Origin of the sequence: Exiguobacterium oxidotolerans JCM 12280 (genome assembly GCF_000702625.1) — a bacterium.
In the GTDB taxonomy this organism is placed as follows: domain Bacteria; phylum Bacillota; class Bacilli; order Exiguobacteriales; family Exiguobacteriaceae; genus Exiguobacterium_A; species Exiguobacterium_A oxidotolerans.
The window spans coordinates 2,012,601-2,036,244 of record NZ_JNIS01000001.1 but is presented as its reverse complement, the minus strand read 5'-3'; the positions used below and the strand labels follow the sequence as shown (position 1 = coordinate 2,036,244).

Genomic DNA, 23,644 nt, shown 5'->3' with positions numbered 1-23,644 from the left:
CTCAAGAGGATGATCTCTAAAGTCATGCCGCGCTCAAAAAAAGTGATGACATGTACACTCTTTTTCAATTTTTGATTTGAGACACTTTGAGACCGTGTTAGAATCAACATAAATAAAATAAGAACGCATGTTCTCTAAGGAGTGATTTTCGTGTCTTCTGATACGGATTTTCCAAATCAACGTATTTTTTGCGTGGATAGTGTCTCTTTTTATGCCGGCTGCGAGTGCCATTACCGAAATCTACCACCATTAACAACAAAATTAGCCGTCGTTTCCGATTTAAAACGAAGCGGCTCCGTCATTTTAGCGGCGAGCCCTGCTTTGAAGACGCTTGGTATCAAAACGGCAAGCCGTCTCTACCAGATTGAACAACTCCCGTATAAGGAACGAAAGCAGATTCACATCGTCGAACCACGCATGTTATGCTACATGAAAACGTCGATTCGTGTCCTCGATGTGCTCCATCAATTCGGACCACCGGAAGCAATCCGGGTCTACTCGATTGACGAAAGTTTCATTGACATGACGGGAACGGAGCACCTCTTCGGTACGGATTTTGAAGCGGCTAACCAATTACAGTCAGCTATCCTGGAACAAACCGGTATTCACGTCCGAATCGGGATTGGTCCTAATAACGTCATCGCGAAACTAACCCTTGATTTACTCGGGAAGAAACAAGGCATCGCGCGTTGTGGTTACGCCGACGTCCCGCGTCTCTTACATGACTTTCCGATTCGCAAGATGTGGGGAGTCGGTCATCAAATGGAGCATCACCTGAATCATTTAGGGATTGAGACGATCGGCGATTTGGCGGCCGCACCATTAGAAACACTACACGAACGTTTTGGTGTCATCGGTGCCGAACTTTGGCATCATGCATGGGGCATCGATCAATCTCCGACGACGATTGACCCGACCGCTTTATTTCGTCCGGCATCATCCCGACAGAAGACGATTGGTCATGGCGTGACACTGATGCGTGATTATTACGAATACGACCAGATTCGACTGGTCTTAAGTGAGCTCGCAAGCGATGTCGCAGCCCGCGTCCGCTTTTCCAATCAACTCGGCTGGACGGTTCACTTAGGTGTCCGTTACTCAAGACATGTTGTCCGGGCAGGATTTTCAAAGCAACTCCGTCTCCCTTATCCGACTTCAGACGAACGGATTATCCTTCGGCATATCCTTCAGCTGTTCGAGCCGAACTGGCTCGAACACGAACCGATTCGTTTTTTGTCCGTCTCGCTCGGTCAACTCGTCCCCGACCAAGGTGCACTGCAACTGTCGTTGTTCGAAGACAATACCCGTGTTTGGAAACGCAAACGCTTGTTAAAGGCAATCGATCATGTCAACGTCCGTTACGGGAAGGGAACCATCCGCCTCGCTGTTTCTTTTCTTGATACAAGTGTCGCCAAGCGCCGCCTCCGCTTCGTCGGTGGTCATCCGGGAGGTGACGGCAATGACACGGTATCGTGACCGTGGCAATTTAAAATGGATTCCGTTTTTGATGCCGGAGTACATTCAACTGTTGCGCGACTATTATAAAGATACGCATCGTTTAACACTACCGCCCATCGATGAACAACTTCAAGAATCATGGCAATTCATCCTCGAAGAAGCATTAATGGAAGGAAAAGAACTTGAAATCACGTATTATAAGGAGGGAAGCTATATCACACTGACCGGATTCATCGAACGAATCGAGCGCGAACGAGGACTTCTGCACGTCCGGAGTCAAAATTCGATCGAAATTCCACTGATGCGACTAGTTCGGATTGAAAACGGGTAGGAGTGACAGTGGGCTTCAATAATGCACTTATCTCTTGAATTATGATTTGAAAGAAGGAATGTTTGTATGTTTGAATGGTTTACTTCACTCCCCGTCGTGATCCAGGCATTACTCGCCGGGATGATGACATGGGGCTTGACCGCACTTGGGGCGGCACTTGTTTTCGTCTTTACGACAATTGAAAAAAAGGTCATGAATATGATGCTCGGCTTCGCCGCCGGTGTCATGATCGCTGCGTCCTTTTGGTCACTGCTCGCTCCGGCGATTGAATTTACGGAACAGGATGGTGGCATCGCCTGGCTTCCGGCTGCAATCGGATTTTTAGCAGGTGGCTTCTTCGTTCGCTTACTCGACTTCGTCACACCACATTTACACTTATCCGCACCACTTGAAAATGCAGAAGGCCCTTCGACCGGTCTTAAAAAGGCAACTCTGCTCTTTTTAGCCATCACCTTGCACAATATCCCAGAAGGTCTAGCAATCGGTGTCGCTTTTGGTGCTGCTGCGTTAAATATGGACGGGGCGACAGTCGCTGGTGCTTTGACGCTCGCACTCGGAATCGGGATTCAAAATATGCCGGAAGGTGCTGCCTTATCGATTCCGCTTCGTGGTGAAGGCATGTCACGCCGTCGCGCTTTCAATTACGGTCAAATGTCCGCTATTGTTGAACCGATTGCGGCGATGATCGGGGCGGCTGCCGTTTTCTTCATTCAGCCGTTACTGCCTTACGCACTCGCCTTTGCAGCCGGCGCGATGATTTTTGTTGTCGTTGAGGAATTGATTCCTGAATCACAAGCTGAAAACGGCTCGGATTTAGCGACACTCGGTCTAATGGTCGGCTTTACCGTCATGATGATTCTTGATGTCGCCTTAGGCTAAAAACAAACCGATTGAACAAAAAAACTCCTTCATCGCCGGTGAAGGAGTTTTCAGGTTGATCTTGGAATGACTTTTGAGTCCGCACCTTACAGCGTGGACCTTTGGTTATTTTTTGAGGATGCGCATCGCATTTAAAACAGCCAGGACGGTTACACCGACATCCGCAAACACAGCTTCCCACATCGTCGCGAAACCAAATGCACCAAACAGGAGAAACACGGCTTTCACGCCAAGTGCGAAGAAAATGTTTTGATAGACAATTTTTCGTGTCGCACGGGCAATCTCAATTGCTTCGACCAACTGCTTTGGTTCATCTGTCATGAGGACGATATCTGCGGCTTCAATCGCCACATCACTGCCGAGTCCGCCCATCGCGATTCCGACATCGGCTCGTGTCAAAACAGGGGCATCATTGATGCCGTCGCCAACAAAGGCCACTTTTCCATCCGCTTGCTTCAAAATCAGTTCGAGTTGTTCGACTTTTTGATCAGGTAATAGTTCTGCTGCAACTTCGTCAATCCCGATTTGACGGCCGATTGCTTCTGCCGTTGCCCGGCGGTCGCCCGTCAACATGACCGTTTTCCGCACACCGAGTGCTTTGAGGCGAGCAAGTGCTTCAACCGTGCTGTCTTTAATGTGATCAGCAATTCGGATGTAGCCGAGATACGTATCATTGCGTGCGACATGAATGTACGTCCCGTCTGCCGTTTGATCAAGCGTCTCATAACCAAGTTCGTTGAACCAACGGGCATTCCCGGCACGAATCGTATCCGTTCCGAAGCGACCGACGACACCTGATCCTGCGACTTCGCGATACTCTTGAACGGATTCCGTCACTTCACCATAACTTGCATATGTCCGTTGGATGGACTTTGCAATCGGATGATTCGAATGCTGTTCAACAAGCGTTGCCACTTTCAACAATTCTTCGTCTGAACAAGCAACCGGGCGGAGTTCCGTCACTTCAAAGACCCCTTCTGTCAAGGTCCCTGTTTTATCAAAAACGACCGTATCCAGCTGTTGTAATGCCTCGAGATGATTTCCACCCTTCACGAGAATCCCGCGTTTTGAAGCGGCACCAATTCCACTGAAGAACCCGAGCGGAATGGAAATGACGAGCGCACAGGGACAACTGATGACAAGGAACACAAGTGCCCGGTAAATCCAGTCTTCCCATGTCGCATTTGCGACAAAGAGTGGCGGCAGCACGGCGAGTAACGTCGCAATCCCGACGACTGCCGGTGTGTAGACACGAGCAAATCGGGTGATGAATTTTTCCGTCGGTGCCTTATGGCGCGAAGCATTTTCGACGAGATCAAGAATTTTCGCGACCGTCGACTCACTGTAGAGACGATCGACTTGAATCAACAGTCGCCCATCCGTATTGATCGTCCCTGCAAGAATCGTATCGTTCGTACGGACACGTCGTGGAACCGATTCTCCTGTCAAGGCGACCGTATCGATGAACGCTTCTCCTTCAAGGATTGTTCCGTCGAGCGGAATCTTTTCGCCCGGTCGGACTAAAATCCGTTGCCCGACTTTCACTTGCATCGGACTAATCGTTTGTCCATTTTCAAGAGTTGCCGTCTCAGGGCGAATATCCATTAATTCAGCAATCGATTTGCGTGATTGATCGACTGCCCGGTGTTGGAAAAACTCACCGACTTGATAAAACAGCATGACGGCGACCGCTTCCGGGTATTCGCCAATTAGAAAAGCACCAACCGTCGCGATGACCATCAAGAAATTTTCATCAAATACTTGTCCCTGACGAATATTTCGGAGCGCGTTTCGTAACACATCCCAACCGATTAAGAAGTAAGCCAGCGCAAATGAGATAAGTTCAATTGAGCTCGGTAAAAAGAAGGCACTGATGAAGGCAACCCCACCGATGCTGTATTGAATCTTTTTCATTTTCGTTAAAAATGGACCGTGGTCATGAACATGACTTTCGTCAGATGGAACGTCACGAGAAACTTCGACGTTCGGCTCTAATTCTTGTACCCGTTTGACGACCGCATCGTATGTCGCGTCATCCGGTGCCTCTCCTTGATAAGTGATATAAAGCTTTTGTCCCGTAAAATCAAGATTTGCCGCTTCGATTCCTTCGACAGTCGAAACACCACGCTCGACCTTCGCCGCACAATTGGCACAATCAATTCCTGAAATTCGTAATCGCTCAGTTTTCGTCTCCATTCCTCCACCTCATTCAAATGTTCGTTTGATTATAAGTCCATCCTACTCTTTTTTTATTCATTCGACAAGGTGTTTTCGTTATCGGTCTTGCGCCCGATATTCAGATTAGTTCTATCTCAGAAGAATGAAACATGATATGTTTTTAGATAGTAAAATATAGAAGGAGAATATCATGCATATCTTAGAATTACTTAAAGCACTCTTACTCGGTTTCGTCGAAGGGATGACGGAATTCGCCCCTGTCTCTTCAACTGGTCACATGATCATCGTCGACGACATGTGGCTCCAAACAACGGACTTTCTCGGAAAATACTCCGCGAACACCTTTAAGATCGTCATTCAGCTCGGATCGATTCTTGCCGTCATCGTCGTCTTTTGGAAACGGTTGTTCAGCCTGATCGGTCTCTATAAGATTGAAGGCGAGCATGATGCGACGGGCACACACAAATTAAAACTGCGTCACGTCTTAATCGGACTGCTTCCTGCTGCCGTCCTCGGTTTATTGTTCGAAGACTTCATCGATGAAAACCTCTTTTCGATCGATACCGTCATCATCGGTCTCGCCGTCGGAGCTGTCTTGATGATCGCAGCGGATAAACTCGGTCCAAAAGAACCGAAAACGACGACGCTCGACCAAATTACTTACCGCCAAGCAGCACTCGTCGGATTGTTCCAATGTATTTCACTTTGGCCAGGGTTTTCACGGTCCGGTTCAACGATTTCCGGAGGGGTCTTCCTCGGAATGAACCACCGGACAGCGGCTGACTTTACATTCATCATGGCTGTGCCAATCATGTTCGGAGCCAGTTTTCTCTCGCTCGTTAAGAACTGGGATTACATCAATGTAGGCGATCTTGGCTTTTACATCGTCGGTTTTGTTGCATCGTTCGCGTTTGCGCTACTATCGATTCGTTTCTTCTTGAAACTGATCAATAAAATCAAACTTGTCCCATTTGCGATCTATCGCCTTGTCTTAGCTGGGATTCTTGCAATCGTCGTTTACATGTAAGAAACAAAAAAACTATCAGTTTTTTGCTGATAGTTTTTTGTTTTTTTGAAACTTATTGAAACCGTTTAGGGTATATAGTAGATGAGATACAGAAAAAGGAGTGAACGAATTATGGCACGTAGAAATCGTGGGGGTTCTAAATTACCTCTCATCATCGGAATTGCTGTTGTTGTCATCATTGCTTTCTTAGCAATCGGACAATACAACAGTCTCGTAAACGTCGAAGAAGACGTTTCGAACAAGTGGTCACAAGTCGATAACCAAATTAAACGACGGGCGGATCTCATCCCGAACCTTGTCGAAACTGTTAAAGGTATCGCTGGTCAAGAAGAAAAAGTTTACGGTGATATCGCTGAAGCACAAGCTGGTCTTGCCCGCGCTGCTTCGACAGAACAACGGATTGAAGCCGACCAACAAGTCACATCTTCCCTCCGTGGATTGATTGCCTTACAAACGACGTATCCGGAACTTAAATCAAGCGAACGGTTCCAGTCGTTGATGGACACGCTTGAAGGGACAGAAAACCGTCTTGGTATCGCACGGAAAGATTACAATGATTCCGTCACAGTCTACAATAAGAAACGTCGTAGTTTCCCAACTTCGCTTTATGCTTCGGCGTTTGGTTTTGATAAAAAACCATACTATGAAATTTCAGAAAGCGACCGCGAAAACCCAACGGTCGATTTCAACAGTGATTCGAAATGATTTGGCGAAGAACGCGTCTCCTTCTGAGTGCGTTCCTCGTTTTCTTCCTTCTGACTCCGACTGCCGAAGCCGTATCAGAACGCACGGGCGCAGCTTTCTTCATCCAAGATGATGCACAGTTGCTGACCGCGTCGGAAGAAGCGGAACTTGCTCGTCTTGGTCAGGAACTCGAACAATATACGACCGCACAAGTCGTTTTAAAAACTGTCCCTGACTTAAAAGGACAAGATTTGAGTACGTATGCGAATGAAACCTTCCGTGCCCAAGGGATTGGACAAGAAGGAAAAGACAATGGTGTCATGGTGGTCGTGGCGCCAAACGAAAAAAGCCGCAATTTCCGAATCGAGGTCGGTTACAAGCTCGAAGGTGTCCTGACCGACATCACGGCAGGTCGAATCCTCGATCAATACGCCGTTCCCTATCGCGACGAAGGTGATTACGGAAAAGCAGCTTCAGAAACCTATAAAGCCGTCATCAGTGTCGTCTCGAAGGAACAGTCACTCGAATCACAAGATCCACCTAAAGCGAATGCTGAAGACGGATTGAGTCTTTGGGTCAAACTCGTCATCGGCGCAGGTCTTGTCCTGTTATTGTTCTTGGATATGAAATTTACAGGTGGCATGTTCTTCTTCGCGATCATCAACATCCTGTCAGCCGTTATGCGCGGCGGCGGTGGTGGCGGTGGCGGAAGTCGTGGTGGCGGCGGTAGTTCCGGCGGCGGTGGCGCAGAAAGGTAGGAACACTAATGAACGGATTATACATGGTTCTTATTTTTTACGGCGTGATGACCGTCGTCGGCTTCTTCTCGATGTGGTCCGATAAACGTCGTGCGAAACAACATGCACAACGGACGCCGGAAGCCACATTGCTTTGGATTGCCTTTCTCGGAGGTGCGCTCGGTTCATTACTCGGAATGCAACTCGTGCGTCATAAAACACGCAAACCGAAATTTCAGCTACTTGTCCCGCTTGCTCTTTTGTTACACGCGACGGGCTGGATTTTGTTTATGACCGCATGATCGTTTTACATTTCGGTTCAATCACCCGATAAAAAAGATAGAGGATTCGATTTTCTTCGAATTCTCTATCTTTTTTTAGTTTGGTCAATAGCGTACTAAATGTTTGAATTGAAGTTACATTTCAATTATCTTTGGGTAAAGTATTTAACCAATTTAATAAATACATCTTTTTAGGTGTATCTTCCTACAGGAAAGGTGGAAATCATTTTATGTGGCATCCTTGCGCCGAATGTACGACAACGATCCGTTTTATCGAGGCCGGCTCCTTACATATCCAGTCGAGCATCCCTCAAGTTTATTCGTATACATCGTTTAACCAGTTGGAGGAGCTTCTTGAATCAACATTACAGCTTAATGATGTTCCCGTCTCATGTCGAAAAGATGGATCGCGCTTTTCTACCCCAACGCTTCTCGCTTCTGTTTTACTCGAGCAATTACGTCATCGTCAAGCCATCGACTTCATCCAAACAGGTGACATGACGAGTCATCTCCAACCAATCTATAATATCCAGGACAACACGCTGTTCGCGAATGAGGCACTCCTTCGCGCCGCCGATCATAATGTCCCGATGTCGCCAGGTATTCTTTTTTCGACAGCTTCGAAGATGGGTCTTCACTCACGACTCGATCAACGTGCACGAGAAGAAGCAATCCGGGCGACACATCATATTGGCGGAACCGAAAAAACGTTCATCAACTTCCTTCCCTCAACGATTTATAACCCAGAATACTGCCTTCGTCATACGTTCGAAATCGTCGAACGATATAATGTCGACCCGAGTCGTCTTGTGTTTGAAGTCGTCGAAACGGAAAAAATTGAAGACGTCACTCATTTGAAACATGTCTTCGAGCAATATAAAAAACAAGGGATACAAGTTGCGCTTGACGATGTCGGCGCTGGTTTCTCGACACTCGATATGTTGACGTTACTTCAACCAGACTATATCAAAATCGATCGGTCTTTCATCTCGGACTGTGATACGGTCGCAGAAAATGAAGCTTTCTTACGAAAAGCTCGCCATCTTACGAAAGAAATGGGAATCAAGATTTTAGCAGAGGGCATCGAGCGGCAAGAAGAACTCGAGCTTTGCCGGCAACTTGGTTTTGATTTCGGACAAGGCTACCTGCTTGGTCGCCCTGCACCTTACGCACAATTCGCAAAGGCACAATAATAAGAAAAACAGCCCCCGTTTTTAATCGGAGGCTGTTTTTTCATGAGGTTGTGATACTCTCGACATCATTTTGCGTGAGCACGTCCAGTAGACGCGTTGGTGATAAATCCGTCTCAATCAACTGACATAATGGCTCTTGTCCGATTTGTACGGCCAACTGACTAAGCTCTGATGTTGTCAGTCCTAAATCAAGACTCGTGATTGGCTGTCCATTTTTTTGCAAGTACGTACGCAGCTCGTCGTATGCTTCGCTCTCTCCTAATAACTTTTCCTGAATCAAGAGACCATATCCAACCTTACTTCCATGCAAAATCGAATGAGTGGACGCAAAAGGAGACATCGCATTATGGACACCATGACCAATTGCCCCACGCGTCGCATCATCACCAAACCCGCCGACACTCCCCGCTAACGGAATGACGGTTTCCACCAAGTGTTCGATGCTGGACGGATACGCCCGAAAAACCTCCTCGCTGATTGGTGTTTTTAAGATGAGGTCTTCGCACTGCTCGGCAACCCGTAAAGCCATTTCAATGATCGGATTCTCCACTGTGATCCCACTTAACGCACGGGCCTCATACCATTTTGCAAGTGTGTCTACGAGACCCGCGACAAAATAATCATAGGGGCTCGCCGACAGAATCCGATGGTCGAGTAAAAGTGCCTCGATGACAACCGGCAGCGTATCAAAACGAAGATATTGACCTTGCGTGTCGTACATGACGCTCAGTGGCGTCCACGGCGCACAATTCGAAACAATCGTCGGGATAACGATTAACGGTCGATTTAAACGAACGGCAACTTGTTTCGCCGTATCAATCAAGGAACCTCCCCCGAGTGCGATGAGGACGTCATACTCCCCACACGCCTCCGTTAACTGGGCAACTTGTTCATCCGTGCAATGTCCTTGAAATAGGACTTTCGGTAATGCTGGCAAATAAGGATTCGCCGCTTGTAAGGCTTTTGCTCCGTGTAGTAACACACCATTCCGCTCGCCGAGCAACGTGTCGAGCTGAGATACTGCTTCTTTTTCATGTATGTATTGCAAAACTGCTTGACGAATCATCTCAATCGCCTCATTCCATTATTTGTTATTGCTCAGTATACGCATCACCGACCTTCGTTTCAACCTTTCATTTCATTCGATTTTCATACTCAATAAGCGTACACTTATGAAGATAAAACGATTACATGAAGGAGGACTTCCACTCATGCAACACGTCACACTCAACAACAGTCTACAGATGCCTCAACTCGGTTACGGCGTCTTTAAAGTATCCGAAGAAGAAGTGTATCAAGCAGTACTGGAAGCGTTACGTGCCGGCTATCGTTCAATTGATACGGCGATGATTTATGAAAATGAAGCAGGTGTCGGACGCGCATTACGTGACTCTGGAATTCCGCGCGAAGAAATTTTTCTGACGACAAAAGTTTGGAATGCGGACCAAGGATATGCAGAAACGCTCGCAGCCTTCGAAACAAGCCTCACTAAACTCGGAGTCGATTATGTCGATTTGTATCTCATCCATTGGCCGATGCCGAATGAAGATCGTTACATGGACACATGGCATGCACTCGAAGAACTGTACAAGCAAGGAAAAACGAAAGCCATCGGGGTTTCAAACTTCCATGTCCCCCACTTAAAGCGGGTTTTGGAAGAAGGAACGATTGTACCTGCTGTCAATCAGATTGAATTACATCCGTTCTTAAGTCAGGAAGAAATTCGGACGTTTTGTAAGGAACACGACATTTTAGTTGAAGCATGGAGTCCGCTCATGAAGGGACGCGACGCCTTGACTGAACCTGTCATCACGCAGATTGCAGCCTCTAAAAAGAAAACGCCAGCTCAAGTCATTCTCCGCTGGCATCTTCAACATGATGTCATTGCCATTCCGAAATCGGTCACGCCGAGTCGAATTCGTGAAAACTTGGCAGTCTTCGACTTTGAACTTTCACCAGATGAAATGCGACAAATTGATGCGTTAAATCAAAATCAACGGACTGGTTCGAACCCAGACGAAATGCATAAAAAATAATCAAAAAGGGAGGCGCCGTTTTCGGCGCCTCCCTTTTAGTAACTTCTTCAAGAGCGGATTAACGATCGAGATTGTTTCCGTGATCTTGCTCGGCTACATCATCCGTATGGTTCGTAGATTGTCGCTTCCGTTCGTCCTCACGCTCAGAGTCGAGCCGTTTGAAATCATCATCACGACGCATCGCAATGTCCGGCTTACGGTCTTGTTCTACTTTCGCCCGATTGATGGCTTGTTCATCTTGCGGCATCTTATCCGTTCCGGCTCGATGTAAATCGACTTCAGCGTGTTCTTCCTTAGAGTCACGATCGACGTCAAGCGTGTTCCCTGAACCGAGTTGGGCGTTTGAATTTGCAGCATTCGACGTATGTGTCTCATCATAACTACCGTAACGGACTTTGACATCTTCATGCGTATTGTCCGTATTGAGATGCGGGTCGAACTGGATGTCTTGTACTTCAAGCAATAATACGAATCCGCCACCTTCGACCTCGACTTTACGTTCTTCTACATCTTCTGCAGATAAATCAAGTGATTCGAACAGCTGATCGACTTCTTGATCGCGCCCTTTGTTTCCTCGGATTCGATCCATCCATGAGGGTTTTGTCGCAGCGATTTCCGCATCCATTTGACTACGAACAAGTTCGATATCTGATTTTTCCTTGACGATGACATAAAAATCTTCTTCCCGGTGCCCTTGAATGTGTAATTCATCCATTTTTGAGATTAACTCTTCTTCCGAGTAGTACGTACCGATGTATTGTTTCGTTTTCATATGAATCTCCCCTTATGTTCGTTTTGTCGTACAACGTATCCTTATAAGGAGTATTTCCTGTTTTACTCTAAAATATGCCAACAAGTCGGTTCTTCCTAGAAAAAATAATCTAATTGATATGTTTATTCTCCAATCAGCTTTAATCCTACGGTCGAACTCAAGATTAGACCGATGCAGAGCACACGTTTCCAGTCTTTCGCTTCATGATAGAAAATCATGCTGAGTATTGTTCCACCGGCTGCTCCGATTCCCGTCCAAACAGCATACGCCGTTCCCATCGGTAATCCGTTCATTGCGAGTGTCAGAAAAACAAAACTCAAGCCGAATCCAGCAAACATCAATAAACCATTCTTGATCGTCTTATTTTGATTAAACGTATTGATGAAAACGACACCTAACATTTCAAACAATCCGGCAATGACAACAAATAACCAGCTCATGCTTCAGCCTCCCCACTCACTAATTTCAATCCGATGACACCCAACAGAAGAATACCAATCAATCCTAACTTCATCACAGACGCCTCCTGATCAAATAAGACGATATCTAAAATGACCGTTCCGACCGTCCCGAGACCGACGAATACGGCATACACCGTTCCGACAGGTAGATGATTGCTCGCCTTAATAAGAACAGTAAAGCTGATGATGATACTGATGATTGTTCCCATCCACTCGAGCGCGCTGTCAGCATGCTTTAGTCCAACGACCCAAGACACTTCAAAAAACGAGGCCACTACTATACTTAACCAATATTTTGTCATCATTTCTCCTCCTTCATTCATCTTAAAACTACAAAAAGCCCGGAAGCAGGCGTCTAAACGCTCTACTCCCGGGCTTTTATCCCTCCGTTGCATGAGATGTACTCATGTGCCTCCCTCGGTCCAAGACTACGTCACCGTACGGAACCCTAGAGGCTAACTTATTCATTCGATGTTTCCACCCTAGCACGCTTGATTTTACGTGTCAAACAGGAGAATCCACACCGTTTAGCTAATATATAGTAGTGAATCAACTAAAGAGGAGGGTCTCATCATGCGCTACAAAATCAACGATCAACTTCGGATTCGACGCTTCACACCAGAAGATTTGGAAGCTGTGCATTCCTATGCCTCACAACCAATCGCCAGTCAGTATCAATCGTGGGGACCAAACTCTGAGAGTGATACGAAACAATTCTTACACGACGCACTTGAAAGTGAGCTCGAAAATCCACGTCGTCGCTATGTCTTCGCCGTAACATTCCCGGACGATCATGTTATTGGCGCGGGAGAGCTCATCGTCACCGACACAGAACATAAAATCGCAGAAATTGGATATATTTTATCGCCTGACGAATGGGGCAATGGTTACGCGACATCGATTGCAACATTTTTACTCGAATTCGGCTTCGAAAAATTGGACTTACATCGCATCACGGCAACATGTGATCCGCGAAATGTCGCTTCGGAGCGTGTCTTGCAAAAAGTCCGGATGACGCGCGAAGGTTTGTTACGGGAAACCGTTTATTTAGAAGACCACTGGCGGGATTCGTTGATTTACAGCATGCTCGACTGGGAATGGCAGATTGATCATGAAGCAGAATAATATCATTTCACCAAAAGAGATGGGCGAATTTCTAACGAAATTTGCCCGTCTCTTTTTTGATTCATTCACGGCGGAATGTGTCCTACGAAACGGTTCCCATAATTTAGTTCATTTTTACTATTTCTGATATCCAGCTCTTTTTCCAAAAAGAAAGTGCTAAACTTATCTTTAGACATGCTAAATTAAAATTTTAATGATAGGAGCTCAATGAATGAAATCTTATAAATATTGGTTTACGAGTATCACGGCATCTGTCATGTTACTCGGGTCTCTCCCACTACAAGGCCACGCGGATACGAATCCGACACCAACGGAAGTGACAGAACAAGCAGAAACAGAACAAATAGAAACAGAACAAGCAACCGGAACGCAATATACACTTTCCGAAACTCCTGTTTTTGAGACTGCTGACGAGACGACCCTCGTCAAGACGATACCAGCAACGACCGCCGTCGAAACCTTTGGCACAGATGGTCTCTTTACACGCATTTCAATCGACGGTGTCTATTGCTTCGTCAAGACAACGCAACTTGCAAAGCAACCGGTTTATCAAAAAATCGATTCGCAATACATAACAGCACTCGCGCCTTCCTATACGACTGCTTCAATTGATACGCCGACAGGAAAATCAATCACTCAAAATACGTTAATCGATACGTACGGGACATCGGGTGACTTCACGCGGGTCAAACAAGGCGACGTTTACGTCTTCGTTTCAAGTAAATTCTTAAGTAAGACACCTGTTTATGAAGCGACAGGCACTCAATTCGCCCAACAACAAACCGTGATTTATACAGATGCCGATACGACAAGTAAACAACTTGGGAGCTATTCTTTAAATGCAACTGTCAAAACATACGGGACATCCGGCACGTTCACCCGTGTCCAGTTCAATGGCATTTACGGCTTCGTTCTTACAAAACAACTCGGTTCAAAGGAAGTTGAATCGTATCCGCTGACCGGGAAAAAGTACGCCCAACAAACGACATCCATTTACGACAAAGCAGCAACGAGTTCGGTCATCGGGACGTTAGCACCGAATCAATCGGTCGATCTTTACGGGACGTCTGGTCTTTATTCCCGCGTCCGAATCAATGATACGTACGGATACGTATTGACGGCGCACCTCGGCGATTCCGTCGTCTACGCAAAGACCGATCGGCTTTACGTCCAAGATACGACACCGATTCAGGTAGAGCCAAACAGTTCGAGCACGGTCTTGAAGCATCACAAACAAAATACACTTTTGACGGTTTACGGCACGAGCGGTGCCTATAGCCGGATCATTTTCCGTGGCGAGTATGCGTACGTCTTGACGAGCTCACTTGCGAAATCAAAAGTCTATGCCAAAACGGACCGACTGTACATCCAAAAAACGACACCGATTCAGGTAGAGCCAAACAGCTCGAGCGCGGTCCTGAAGCATCACAAACAAAATACACTTTTGACGGTTTACGGCACGAGCGGTGCCTATAGCCGAATCATTTTCCGTGGCGAGTATGCGTACGTCTTGACGAGCTCACTCGCGAAGTCAAAAGTCTATGCCAAAACGGACCGGCTTTACATCCAAAAAACGACACCGATCCAGCAATCGCCAAACAGTTCAAGCACCGTCTTGAAGCATCATAAACAAAATACACTTTTGACGGTTTACGGCACGAGCGGCGCCTATAGCCGAATCATCTTCCGCGGTGAATATGCATACGTCTTGACGAGCTCGCTCGCGAAATCAAAAGTCTATGCCAAAACAGATCGCCTGTACATCCAAAAAACAACACCGATCCAGCAATCCCCAAGCAGTTCAAGTACGGTTCTTAAGCATCATCAAAAGAACACGCGCTTGACGATTTACGGGACGAGCGGCGCCTATAGTCGAATCATCTTCCGCGGTGAATATGCATACGTCTTGACGAGTTCGCTCGCAGCAACGAAAGCAGATTTGTACGCGACGACAGGAACACGTTACGTGACTGAAGACAAGTTGGTCGTCCATCCGAAAGCCAGTCTTAGCGGAAACATTGGGACACTGAAAAAAGGAGCGTTAATCACGACCTATGGAAAAAGCGGTTACTACACACGCGTCAAAATCGGATCACGCTTCGGATTCGTTGACTCAAGTCGGCTCGGTTTAAATAAACCGACGTCTAAAGCCAAAGTCGGGACCGTCTTTTACGTCCATTTCAACCAGACACCGCTCTTTTCTGCTGACGTCGCCTACAGTCGCCCGGCGAGTCACTTAAGCAAAGGAACGAAGTTGATCGGGTTAAAATCGATTGATGATGATTTTTGGCAAGTCCGTCTACCGAATGGTCAAACGGGTTACGTCCTTAATCCTTACATCGGAACGAGTAAACCGGATATGCGGTATAACGAACAAGCCATCAATCGTTCAAAAGTCTATACGGTCAAAACAACGACTTCGTTTTTTGATACACCCACTAGTCCAAAAGGTGCCGGTCTAGTCGAACAAGGCAAGCGTGTGTATCCGCGTTACCGTGTCGGTAACTTCTATGTCATCCAGTCCGGCTGGACACCCGTCTACATCCCGATGACGGCCCTTACAGTGACGAGCGAAACAAAAGTCGACAAGAAAAATAATTCACGTGGTGAAAAGTTGATTCAAGCTGCTGTTGCTCATATCGGTACCCCGTACACATGGGGTTCACAAAACGTGGCCAATGGTGGATTCGATTGTTCCGGATTGATTCACTATGCGACGAACCAAGCTGGAAAATACGGCGGACGGACGAATGTCCGTGGTTACTGGTACGGAGCGTTCTTTACGAATCAGCGCACAAGTATCAGTTCCGGAAAACGTTCGGATATCGTCTTCTTCGAAAATACGTATACGGATGGTCCCTCGCATATCGGGATCATGTTAGATAGTAAACACTTCATCCATGCCGGAGGATCACAACTGCAAATCAGTTCGATTTACGAGCCGCACTGGCGTGAACACTTCCTCGGTTTCAAATCAATGTAATGATTAAAAAAAAAACGGACCTTCCCTAACCCGGGAGGTCCGCTTCTTTTAGCTAACATTAAAATGTCATTTCCGCGTATTTCGTAACTTGGCGATCGATTAAGTACAATTCGATTTGCTCACGATACGCTTTATAGTGGTCTGACGCGATATGCGCTTCTAACGCTTCTTCGTCCTGATAGACTTCATAAAGCATGAACTGATGTTCATCTTCGATCGATTGATGTAAGCTATAACGCAAGCACCCCGGCTCGTTTTGTGAAGCTTTGTAGACTGTACTTAAAATCGGAAAGACTTGATCGGCTAAACCTGCTTTGACTGTGATGACCGCGTTGACAATAATTTCTCCCATGACTTGTTTTCCTCCTCATCATTCGTTACTCCTATCTGTACCCGTTTTATAGAAAGTCATACCTCAAAAACCGAAAAGGATGATTATGATGCAACAGCAACTCTTCACTCAACTCGATCAACTCGAACAACAAATCATTGAACAACGTCGTGATCTGCACCGTCACCCGGAACTCTCTTTTCAAGAAGTGCGGACACCAAATGCAATCGCCTCGTTTTATGATGCGCTTGGTCTCCCTTACCGCAGGAACGTCGGTGGAAGCGGGATCGTCGCGACCCTCAAAGGAAAATATCCTGGAAAAACCATCGCCATTCGGGCTGATTTTGATGCCCTGCCACTGCAGGAGGAAACGGATCTCGCCTTCCGTTCGATTCATCCGGGCGTCATGCATGCGTGCGGACATGACGGACATACGGCGATTGCACTTGGTCTTGCGGCGGCCTTTACAGCACTGCAAGAAGAGCTTCATGGAACAATCGTGTTCATTCATCAACACGGGGAAGAAGTTTTCCCAGGTGGTGCCATTCAAATGATTGAAGACGGATGTCTCGACGGAGTCGATGCAATTTTCGGTACGCATCTCGAAAACGACTTGCCTGTCGGGACAATCGGCTATCACGCAGGACATACGCTTTGTGCCATCGATGAATTTGAAATCGTCGTCCACGGACAGGGTGGTCATGCGCAAGCGCCGCATAAGACACAAGATGCGCTTGTCGCCGGGGCGCAACTCGTCTGTAATCTCCAACACCTCGTCAGTCGTCGCGTTGATCCGTTTTCACCTGCCATCGTCGCGATTGGTTCATTCCATGCCGGAACGGCTCCAAATATTGTTACCGGTGAAGCACGGATTGTCGGAGAAATTCGAACATTTGACGAAACACTCCGGCACCAGTTACGGCAAGAGGTCGATTTAGTTGCCCGGACGACATGTGCCGGAATCGGTGCCAGCTACTCCATCGACTTTACGACCGGTTATCCGTCCCTGTGGAACCATCCGGTAGAAACAAATCTCGTTAAGGAAGCGACAGCTTTCTTAGGTGAGGCATCTGTCAAAGAACTCAAGCCGATGATGGCAGCCGATGATTTCGCCTATTATTTAGAGCGTATCCCAGGAAGCTACTTCTTTACGGGGTCCGCCAAAACGGACGGGAGTACGATTTATCCGCAACACCATCCGAAATATGAAATCGATGAACAGGCGTTACTCATCGGTGCAAAAGCCTTAGGCGCAACCGTCCTGCATGCTTTACAATCTTAAGGATTGACTTTGTCGTTTTAGAGATGCTATTATCACATCAATGATAACGAATTTAATCAACTTCATATAACACTTATCAAGAGTGGACTGAGAGATCTGGATCGATGACGTCCCAGCAACCTGCCTTCAGTGGCAAGGTGCTACGACCAGCAAAGCGCAAGCTTTGGTTGATAAAAAGCGACGACTCCTTTTGCAACCAAGCAAAGGAGTCGTTTTCGTTTTCTCGCTGTCAGAGCACGAATCACTACAGGGCGACTAACGCCAGCGGAAAGGACGAGATATAGATGGAAAAAGCAACATTCGCAGGAGGCTGTTTTTGGTGCATGGTGACACCCTTTGAGGAATTACCGGGGATTCACGGAATTGTTTCCGGTTATACAGGAGGACATGTGGAAAACCCGACATACGAACAAGTGAAAACGGGGACGACAGGTCATGTCGAAGTCGTTGAAGTTACATTTGACCCGGCACTCTTCCCATACGAACGGTTACTCGAACTTTACTGGCCGCAAACGGATCCGACAGATGCCGGCGGACAGTTCCAAGACCGCGGGACCCAATATGCACCTGCCATCTTTTATCATACGGAAGAACAGCGCCTTGCTGCGATTGCTTCACGTGACGCGCTTGCTGCGAGCAATCGCTTTAAGCAACCGATTGTCACACGAATTGAAGCGGCACAAGCGTTTTACCCAGCAGAAGACTATCATCAAGGCTTCCACAAAAAGAATCCAGAGCACTACAAAAAAGACCGGCAAGCATCAGGTCGCGATGAATTCATCGATGTGGCTTGGAAAGAAGAAGTTTCTGTCTAAACTAAAAAAGCCCGCTCTTCGCGTGGGCTTTTTTGGTTGCAAATAAACGCTTATGAAGAGTACATATGCTATAACGAAAGACAATCAGTTCACGCTTCCCTGTCTCGCCTCGTCTTCAAAGCGGCAATCTTCCGCGCCGCTACAGCAAAGCTGCAGGGTCGCGACCGATTGCTTTTCGCTTTAAAAGCGATTCGAGACGGATTGCGCTCTAAAGCTACTCTATGATTTTTCTCTGCGGTATACCCTGAAAGCTTCGTTTTTCGTTGACTCCTGCGGGAAAAAGCGCGTGAACACGCGCTGCCAAGAGGCTGGCAAGACCCTGCTCGTTGTCCGTGAGGATCAAGGAGCAACGGCTTGCGCCTCGCCCGAGGAAAGCAACGAAAAAGGGAGAAGCTTTCATTTCACAACTACTAATTCGTCTTCGCGCTGAAAAATCGACTTGATGTTGCCAGAGCTAACCGTAAGAATTACGATACCTTTTCCGACAACTCATCCGAAGCTTCGATTTCTACGACTTGATATCGTTTCAACACAAAGATACCGGCTAACATCACAATCAATCCAGCGACTTGTCCGAGCGAAAGTTCAAGTTTCGGTAAACCGAACCAACCGAACAAGTCGACACATAATGCAAAACTCAGTTGCGAAATCAAGACGACCGAAATCGCAATCGATGGACCGAGCAGCTGAATCCCACGCATCACACAAAATACGACACCGACACCGACCAGACCACCAAATAAATATAGCGGTTCGACCGTTTGAATGTTCGATAATGTACCACCCCGAAATACGAGTAGCGCAAGCAGTGAACCAACAAACCCGACAAAAAAGACGAGGGTCGTCGTCGCCCATGCCCCGAACGCATGACTCATCCGGGCATTCAATACCGTCTGTAAACTAATCATCATTCCTGCCGTAATCGCACAAAACATACCTAATCCCAAGCTAGCCCCTCCTCATTCGTAACTATTTCCGTTCGCTTTTTCTTTAATCCGCTCTACATCTAAAATAATGATTTTCCCGCGTCGTCTCGCTAAGATTCCTTCCTCACAAAGCGTTGAGATGATGCGGTTTAAATGACGGTAACTCGTCCCGAGCCAATCGGCGACGTCGTGGAGATTCGACGTTCGCATCTCTTGATAAAACAGGCTGTCGGAAACGTCCGAGGTAATCGATAACAAATACCCGGCAAACCGTTCTTCGACCGAGTAGAGGACGTGGAACGATGCTGACTTCGAGTCCGCGTACCATTTGGTCGTAATGACCCGCAGTAAAAATTGTAAAAAGGTGTTCGTCGTATTGTGCTCACGTAAGATCGCATACGGAATGCTGAGTGCCACGACGTCCGTAATCACCTCGATGGTATTCAAGACTTCCCGTTCGTTGATATATTCCGCGTCCCCAATCACCGTCATCGCCTTTTTGAAGCGTAAAATCCGTTGTTTCCCTTCAGCCGATGCTGCAGAGATTTTAATTTTTCCTTCGACGATGAAATACATCCGGTCAATCGGTTCACCCGTCACACATAACAGGTCCCCTTCCGAAAACGTTTCGATGCGTAAATAGCCTTTACTGGTCTCCGTAAAAATATCCACTAAGTCGTACTGTTTTAAATAGGTCTCAATCGTCTGCATAGATCCTCCCTTTAGGACAGTGAAAAAATCGCAACTCCGGCAAGCATCAAACTGATCCCGATCCACTGTCCCCGGTTACTCCTTTTTTTGATGACACCAAACCAGCCGTTCAAATCAATCACGAATGCACATAAAATTTGTGCGACGAGCAACAAACACATCGCCCACGTCATGCCGAGTAACTGAATCGACGTCAGTTCGGTCACGACGACGAGTACGCCAAGCAATCCGCCACTGGCGTAGATGAGCGGAAGCTGCCGAAAGCCGCCGATTTTCCGGTCGCGGACCACACTATAAATCGCTAAACACCCCATCAATCCGACGAAATGAACGATTGTCACGGAAAACCATGGGCCAATGGCATCTCCTAAACGGGCATTAAAAATTCCCTGCAACGCAATGAACAGTCCACTCATTAATGCGAATATAACTCCCTGCACTTTAAGGCACCTCCTTTTGTTTCTTCTGTTATGAGTAGACACTATTTGCACCTCGTCTGAAAAGGACAAATGTCCCGTTTTAAAAAATTGTATAAAAAAAGACGGATTGCCCGTCTTCAGCGTGTAGACAAACGATTAAGAAACGTAAACATGCGATATCGAGATGCAATCCGTTCGTGCTTCCCCATCTCGCCTCGTCTTCAAAGCGGTAGTACCTAAAAAGCGTCATGTTTCGTTGACTCCTACGGGAAAACGTGCGTTTTTAACGCACGTTCAGAGGCAGGCAAGACCCTGCTCGTTGACCGTGAGGACAAAGGAGCAATGGCTTGCGCCTCGCCCGAGGAAAGCAACGAAACATGACGCTTAGTCTCCGATTGCACATTGTCTACAGTCCAAAGACGGATTGCCCGTCTTCCCAGGAACAATCCGCCTTACTGATCCATTACATATAATCCGCCCACACCCGTTCAATTTGCTCAAATGCCTCCCGCTGCATCCGTTCGAATAATTCGGAAACGGTCGGAATATCTGCAACCAGACCGGACACGAGACCGGCATTGACATACCCGTTGACCTCGTCACCATCGACCGCCCCCGTCACATGATAGGATTCTGTCGTCTTCGCGTTAAAATCGTCAAGCGACGAAACATCTTCGAGTGTCGCAACATACGGTCCGCTTAAGACACGCCGGACACGACCGACGGAACGACCGATGATTCGTGTCTCAAGATCCGTTGCTCCTACGAGATGGTTCTTGTAGTTCGGATGAACGGCTGCTTCTTGCGTCGCAATCAGCCGCGTACCGAGTTGAACACCTACTGCACCAAGCATCCAGGCGGCTGCAAGACCACGACCGTCTCCAATTCCACCGGCCGCGACGACAGGGAGTCTGACGTGATCGACGATTTGCGGAACCAGTGTCAGCGTCGTCAGCTCAAGCGGTGAATTAATCCCCGCCGCTTCCACCCCTTCTGCGACAAGCAGGTCGACCCCCGCTGCTTCTGCCTTCAGCGCATGTTTGACCGACGCGACGACCGCCATCGTCGTAATACCGGCGGACCGTAACTGTTTCATGTAAGGTGCTGGATTTCCGGCTGATAAGGACACGACCGGAATCTGTTCTGCTATCGCTAATTCAATCAGGGCTTCCGTATGCGGCGAGACACCAATCGCAATGTTCAAGGCAATCGGATGCGTTGTTAATTGACGGGTCTGCTCAATCAAACGGCGCATTTCTTCCGGCGAACGTGTGCCACAACCGATTGTTCCTAAACCACCGGCATTCGAGACAGCTGCCGTTAAGGCGGCATGACTGACATTTCCCATTCCGCCTTGGATGATTGGAACGCGGATTTGCAGTAACTCACATAATCGGGACATCGTCTTCCTCCAATCTGCTGTTTAAGAATGATATACTAAGTAAGACTGAATTGAAATTCATTAATCGGAAAAGAGGGGTTTTTATGAATATTCCATATCGTGATACGACACCTAGACTTGCGGAGACCGTCTTCGTGGCGCCGGGAGCATTCTTAATCGGTGACGTAACGATCGGTGAAGAGTCAACGGTTTGGTTCAATGCCGTATTACGCGGGGATGAAGGACCGATTACAATCGGGAAGCGTTGCAGCATCCAGGACAACGCGACGATCCATTTATACGAAGGGGCACCGGTCATCGTCGAAGATGAAGTGACGGTCGGACATAATGCCATTCTCCACGGCTGTCGCATCGGCCGCAGATCGATCGTCGGCATGGGGGCGACGGTCCTTGATCACGCCGAAATCGGTGAAGAATCTATCATCGGTGCCAATACGTTGATTCCCCCGGGCAAGAAGTTCCCACCCCGCTCTTTGATTGTCGGGTCACCCGGAAAAGTCGTCCGTCAACTGACACCGGCCGATCTCGAGATGATTCAGGAATCGATTGACTCGTATGTCGATAAAGGCTATGCCTTCCGGGAACAGCTCGGACAATAACTGTTTTCCACATGCGAAAAGTGAACTTCCAGAAGACCAGAGTTCACCTGTAAAAGATGCATTTCTCAATCGACGCTGCGGAAAAGCGCAAGAAGACTTGCGCTTACGACCGCTCCGCAAACAACGGATGTTCCGACGCATCGTAGTCGGAACTTTTTTGTGTCACGTCGTGTGTCTCTTTGAAGATTGACTCAAAAAATCGGCTGGCTGGTGCCGCAAGTAGACGGTAGTATTGTTCGAATAATACAGCCGCATGATGACCGTTCCAGGCATCCGGAAGTAATTCTTGCGGCAGGCCGGGATCCGTAAACAAAAACTTCCGGTACTCATGGACGAGCTTCGTCCGCTCGACAAAACACTGTTCCTCATCCATTTCTCCGAGTTGGATTTGACTTTGGTGAACGATGTAGCGCCGACTGTACTCGACGATGAAGGCTTCGTACCGCGCTTGTAACTCGTCGAGCGGAAAAGCACGTTCGACGAGCGATTGATCTTGTTGCGGTCCGTGGTATTCGCCGACGAAAAAATCGACGTATTCGGTAATCTGATACGCCTCGATCAGACGGGTCGCCTCTTTTTCGAGCGGGTTTGGAGAAATCCAGACCCCGTTCGATAAGTTACCAAAACCACTCCACGTCAGTTCTTTCCGCAGTTCATCCCGAATCTGACGTTTTTCCTCGGGAATCGTATACATCAACGTCCGCCATTTGCCATCCCAGACGTGTGGTGTCGACTTATAAATCCGCCGCGCCGCCTCTTCCATCCGTTCGACCCCACGGTCCGTCAGTGAATAAAAACTTTTTGTTCCTTGTTTTTCTGAAATCAACCATCCTTGTTTGACCATTCGGGAAACGGCAACGCGAACGGCTTGTTCGTTATGTCCGAACTCCTTCAACAACCGAATCAGACTCCCCACCCAAATCTGATTCCCGTAGTGTCGGATATAATCGCCATAAATCGTAAAAATCATTGATTGGGTATTCGCACTCATGTCATTCACTCTCTCTTTGATAT

At 47.5% G+C, this 23,644-nt stretch carries 25 protein-coding genes and 1 riboswitch; of the genes, 14 read left to right on the top strand and 11 right to left on the bottom strand.

Going from position 1 to position 23,644, the window contains the following annotated elements; translation table 11 throughout:
• Positions 1–150 precede the first annotated feature (150 nt).
• From P403_RS0110360 to P403_RS0110350, 3 genes are all read left to right on the top strand, one after another.
• On the top strand, positions 151–1,476 hold the full coding sequence (locus P403_RS0110360; protein ID WP_029332571.1) for a Y-family DNA polymerase: 1,326 nt from the start codon (positions 151–153) through the stop codon (positions 1,474–1,476).
• On the top strand, positions 1,460–1,789 hold the full coding sequence (locus tag P403_RS0110355; RefSeq protein ID WP_029332570.1) for a YolD-like family protein: 330 nt from the start codon (positions 1,460–1,462) through the stop codon (positions 1,787–1,789). Before P403_RS0110360 ends, P403_RS0110355 begins: the two co-directional genes overlap by 17 nt.
• A 66-nt stretch (positions 1,790–1,855) precedes the next feature.
• Entirely contained in the window at positions 1,856–2,668 is an 813-nt protein-coding gene (locus P403_RS0110350) for a ZIP family metal transporter (RefSeq protein WP_029332569.1), read from the top strand.
• Between the two features lie 105 nt (positions 2,669–2,773).
• On the opposite strand, the gene P403_RS0110345 is transcribed toward P403_RS0110350, so the two are convergent.
• The gene (locus P403_RS0110345; RefSeq protein ID WP_029332568.1) at positions 2,774–4,864 is read right to left on the bottom strand and encodes a heavy metal translocating P-type ATPase; all 2,091 of its coding nucleotides are present in this window, start codon (positions 4,862–4,864) and stop codon (positions 2,774–2,776) included.
• 172 nt (positions 4,865–5,036) lie between these two features.
• Between P403_RS0110345 and P403_RS0110340 the strand changes: the two genes are divergently transcribed.
• The 5 genes from P403_RS0110340 (at position 5,037) to P403_RS0110320 (ending at position 8,768) form a co-directional block, all read left to right on the top strand.
• A complete protein-coding gene (locus P403_RS0110340) occupies positions 5,037–5,873 on the top strand; it encodes an undecaprenyl-diphosphate phosphatase (protein ID WP_029332567.1) in 837 nt (278 codons plus the stop codon).
• A gap of 111 nt (positions 5,874–5,984) precedes the next feature.
• Positions 5,985–6,578 carry a LemA family protein gene (locus tag P403_RS0110335; protein ID WP_029332566.1) on the top strand — a complete coding sequence of 198 codons (594 nt, stop codon included), beginning with the start codon at positions 5,985–5,987 and terminating at the stop codon, positions 6,576–6,578.
• Complete coding sequence (locus tag P403_RS0110330; protein WP_029332565.1) at positions 6,575–7,315, top strand: TPM domain-containing protein; 741 nt, start codon at positions 6,575–6,577, stop codon at positions 7,313–7,315. The genes P403_RS0110335 and P403_RS0110330 overlap by 4 nt, the downstream gene beginning before the upstream one ends.
• Positions 7,316–7,323: 8 nt before the next feature.
• Positions 7,324–7,596: a DUF1294 domain-containing protein gene (locus P403_RS0110325; protein WP_420805688.1), complete on the top strand. Its 273-nt coding sequence runs from the start codon at positions 7,324–7,326 to the stop codon at positions 7,594–7,596.
• A gap of 209 nt (positions 7,597–7,805) precedes the next feature.
• Entirely contained in the window at positions 7,806–8,768 is a 963-nt protein-coding gene (locus P403_RS0110320) for an EAL domain-containing protein (protein WP_029332563.1), read from the top strand.
• A gap of 40 nt (positions 8,769–8,808) precedes the next feature.
• On the opposite strand, the gene P403_RS0110315 is transcribed toward P403_RS0110320, so the two are convergent.
• Positions 8,809–9,834 (bottom strand): iron-containing alcohol dehydrogenase family protein, encoded by a 1,026-nt coding sequence (locus P403_RS0110315; protein ID WP_029332562.1) that lies wholly within the window; start codon positions 9,832–9,834, stop codon positions 8,809–8,811.
• Positions 9,835–9,979: 145 nt separating this feature from the next.
• On the opposite strand from P403_RS0110315, the gene P403_RS0110310 reads away from it, so the two are divergent.
• A complete protein-coding gene (locus tag P403_RS0110310) occupies positions 9,980–10,804 on the top strand; it encodes an aldo/keto reductase (protein ID WP_029332561.1) in 825 nt (274 codons plus the stop codon).
• Between the two features lie 58 nt (positions 10,805–10,862).
• On the opposite strand, the gene P403_RS0110305 is transcribed toward P403_RS0110310, so the two are convergent.
• From P403_RS0110305 to P403_RS0110295, 3 genes are all read right to left on the bottom strand, one after another.
• Positions 10,863–11,576, bottom strand: a complete 714-nt coding sequence (locus P403_RS0110305; protein WP_029332560.1) for a general stress protein — start codon at positions 11,574–11,576, stop codon at positions 10,863–10,865.
• A gap of 122 nt (positions 11,577–11,698) precedes the next feature.
• Positions 11,699–12,016 carry a DMT family transporter gene (locus tag P403_RS0110300; protein ID WP_029332559.1) on the bottom strand — a complete coding sequence of 106 codons (318 nt, stop codon included), beginning with the start codon at positions 12,014–12,016 and terminating at the stop codon, positions 11,699–11,701.
• A complete protein-coding gene (locus P403_RS0110295) occupies positions 12,013–12,339 on the bottom strand; it encodes a DMT family transporter (RefSeq protein ID WP_029332558.1) in 327 nt (108 codons plus the stop codon). The genes P403_RS0110300 and P403_RS0110295 overlap by 4 nt, the downstream gene beginning before the upstream one ends.
• 271 nt (positions 12,340–12,610) lie before the next feature.
• On the opposite strand from P403_RS0110295, the gene P403_RS0110290 reads away from it, so the two are divergent.
• Both P403_RS0110290 and P403_RS0110285 read left to right on the top strand, forming a co-directional pair.
• Complete coding sequence (locus tag P403_RS0110290) at positions 12,611–13,162, top strand: GNAT family N-acetyltransferase (protein WP_029332557.1); 552 nt, start codon at positions 12,611–12,613, stop codon at positions 13,160–13,162.
• 211 nt (positions 13,163–13,373) lie between these two features.
• Positions 13,374–16,145, top strand: a complete 2,772-nt coding sequence (locus P403_RS0110285; protein ID WP_235195197.1) for an SH3 domain-containing C40 family peptidase — start codon at positions 13,374–13,376, stop codon at positions 16,143–16,145.
• Positions 16,146–16,203: 58 nt separating this feature from the next.
• Here P403_RS0110285 and P403_RS0110280 read toward each other — a convergent pair whose 3' ends face one another.
• Positions 16,204–16,497 carry a putative quinol monooxygenase gene (locus P403_RS0110280; RefSeq protein ID WP_029332555.1) on the bottom strand — a complete coding sequence of 98 codons (294 nt, stop codon included), beginning with the start codon at positions 16,495–16,497 and terminating at the stop codon, positions 16,204–16,206.
• A gap of 88 nt (positions 16,498–16,585) precedes the next feature.
• On the opposite strand from P403_RS0110280, the gene P403_RS0110275 reads away from it, so the two are divergent.
• Both P403_RS0110275 and msrA read left to right on the top strand, forming a co-directional pair.
• The gene (locus P403_RS0110275; protein ID WP_029332554.1) at positions 16,586–17,758 is read left to right on the top strand and encodes a M20 metallopeptidase family protein; all 1,173 of its coding nucleotides are present in this window, start codon (positions 16,586–16,588) and stop codon (positions 17,756–17,758) included.
• Between the two features lie 70 nt (positions 17,759–17,828).
• Positions 17,829–17,935, top strand: a riboswitch (SAM riboswitch).
• Positions 17,936–18,042: 107 nt separating this feature from the next.
• The gene (gene msrA / locus P403_RS0110270) at positions 18,043–18,573 is read left to right on the top strand and encodes a peptide-methionine (S)-S-oxide reductase MsrA (RefSeq protein ID WP_029332553.1); all 531 of its coding nucleotides are present in this window, start codon (positions 18,043–18,045) and stop codon (positions 18,571–18,573) included.
• 467 nt (positions 18,574–19,040) lie between these two features.
• On the opposite strand, the gene P403_RS0110265 is transcribed toward msrA, so the two are convergent.
• The 4 genes from P403_RS0110265 to P403_RS0110250 all read right to left on the bottom strand — a co-directional run bounded on the left by P403_RS0110265 (position 19,041) and on the right by P403_RS0110250 (position 22,031).
• On the bottom strand, positions 19,041–19,520 hold the full coding sequence (locus P403_RS0110265) for a DMT family transporter (protein ID WP_029332552.1): 480 nt from the start codon (positions 19,518–19,520) through the stop codon (positions 19,041–19,043).
• A gap of 12 nt (positions 19,521–19,532) precedes the next feature.
• The gene (locus P403_RS0110260; RefSeq protein WP_029332551.1) at positions 19,533–20,210 is read right to left on the bottom strand and encodes a Crp/Fnr family transcriptional regulator; all 678 of its coding nucleotides are present in this window, start codon (positions 20,208–20,210) and stop codon (positions 19,533–19,535) included.
• Positions 20,211–20,221: 11 nt separating this feature from the next.
• Complete coding sequence (locus P403_RS0110255; protein WP_029332550.1) at positions 20,222–20,650, bottom strand: DMT family transporter; 429 nt, start codon at positions 20,648–20,650, stop codon at positions 20,222–20,224.
• A 442-nt stretch (positions 20,651–21,092) separates the two neighbouring features.
• Positions 21,093–22,031, bottom strand: a complete 939-nt coding sequence (locus tag P403_RS0110250) for an NAD(P)H-dependent flavin oxidoreductase (protein WP_029332549.1) — start codon at positions 22,029–22,031, stop codon at positions 21,093–21,095.
• Positions 22,032–22,114: 83 nt separating this feature from the next.
• Between P403_RS0110250 and P403_RS0110245 the strand changes: the two genes are divergently transcribed.
• Positions 22,115–22,630: a gamma carbonic anhydrase family protein gene (locus P403_RS0110245; protein WP_029332548.1), complete on the top strand. Its 516-nt coding sequence runs from the start codon at positions 22,115–22,117 to the stop codon at positions 22,628–22,630.
• A gap of 103 nt (positions 22,631–22,733) precedes the next feature.
• On the opposite strand, the gene paaX is transcribed toward P403_RS0110245, so the two are convergent.
• The gene (gene paaX / locus P403_RS0110240; protein ID WP_029332547.1) at positions 22,734–23,621 is read right to left on the bottom strand and encodes a phenylacetic acid degradation operon negative regulatory protein PaaX; all 888 of its coding nucleotides are present in this window, start codon (positions 23,619–23,621) and stop codon (positions 22,734–22,736) included.
• Positions 23,622–23,644: the final 23 nt, after the last annotated feature.

Coding starts and splice junctions, on each gene's coding strand:
- P403_RS0110355 (WP_029332570.1), top strand. CDS start 1,460: ATGACACGGTATCGTGACCGTGGCAATTTAAAATGGATTCCGTTTTTG.
- P403_RS0110350 (WP_029332569.1), top strand. CDS start 1,856: ATGTTTGAATGGTTTACTTCACTCCCCGTCGTGATCCAGGCATTACTC.
- P403_RS0110345 (WP_029332568.1), bottom strand. CDS start 4,864: ATGGAGACGAAAACTGAGCGATTACGAATTTCAGGAATTGATTGTGCC.
- P403_RS0110340 (WP_029332567.1), top strand. CDS start 5,037: ATGCATATCTTAGAATTACTTAAAGCACTCTTACTCGGTTTCGTCGAA.
- P403_RS0110335 (WP_029332566.1), top strand. CDS start 5,985: ATGGCACGTAGAAATCGTGGGGGTTCTAAATTACCTCTCATCATCGGA.
- P403_RS0110330 (WP_029332565.1), top strand. CDS start 6,575: ATGATTTGGCGAAGAACGCGTCTCCTTCTGAGTGCGTTCCTCGTTTTC.
- P403_RS0110325 (WP_420805688.1), top strand. CDS start 7,324: ATGAACGGATTATACATGGTTCTTATTTTTTACGGCGTGATGACCGTC.
- P403_RS0110320 (WP_029332563.1), top strand. CDS start 7,806: ATGTGGCATCCTTGCGCCGAATGTACGACAACGATCCGTTTTATCGAG.
- P403_RS0110315 (WP_029332562.1), bottom strand. CDS start 9,834: ATGATTCGTCAAGCAGTTTTGCAATACATACATGAAAAAGAAGCAGTA.
- P403_RS0110310 (WP_029332561.1), top strand. CDS start 9,980: ATGCAACACGTCACACTCAACAACAGTCTACAGATGCCTCAACTCGGT.
- P403_RS0110305 (WP_029332560.1), bottom strand. CDS start 11,576: ATGAAAACGAAACAATACATCGGTACGTACTACTCGGAAGAAGAGTTA.
- P403_RS0110300 (WP_029332559.1), bottom strand. CDS start 12,016: ATGAGCTGGTTATTTGTTGTCATTGCCGGATTGTTTGAAATGTTAGGT.
- P403_RS0110295 (WP_029332558.1), bottom strand. CDS start 12,339: ATGACAAAATATTGGTTAAGTATAGTAGTGGCCTCGTTTTTTGAAGTG.
- P403_RS0110290 (WP_029332557.1), top strand. CDS start 12,611: ATGCGCTACAAAATCAACGATCAACTTCGGATTCGACGCTTCACACCA.
- P403_RS0110285 (WP_235195197.1), top strand. CDS start 13,374: ATGAAATCTTATAAATATTGGTTTACGAGTATCACGGCATCTGTCATG.
- P403_RS0110280 (WP_029332555.1), bottom strand. CDS start 16,497: ATGGGAGAAATTATTGTCAACGCGGTCATCACAGTCAAAGCAGGTTTA.
- P403_RS0110275 (WP_029332554.1), top strand. CDS start 16,586: ATGCAACAGCAACTCTTCACTCAACTCGATCAACTCGAACAACAAATC.
- msrA (WP_029332553.1), top strand. CDS start 18,043: ATGGAAAAAGCAACATTCGCAGGAGGCTGTTTTTGGTGCATGGTGACA.
- P403_RS0110260 (WP_029332551.1), bottom strand. CDS start 20,210: ATGCAGACGATTGAGACCTATTTAAAACAGTACGACTTAGTGGATATT.
- P403_RS0110250 (WP_029332549.1), bottom strand. CDS start 22,031: ATGTCCCGATTATGTGAGTTACTGCAAATCCGCGTTCCAATCATCCAA.
- P403_RS0110245 (WP_029332548.1), top strand. CDS start 22,115: ATGAATATTCCATATCGTGATACGACACCTAGACTTGCGGAGACCGTC.
- paaX (WP_029332547.1), bottom strand. CDS start 23,621: ATGAGTGCGAATACCCAATCAATGATTTTTACGATTTATGGCGATTAT.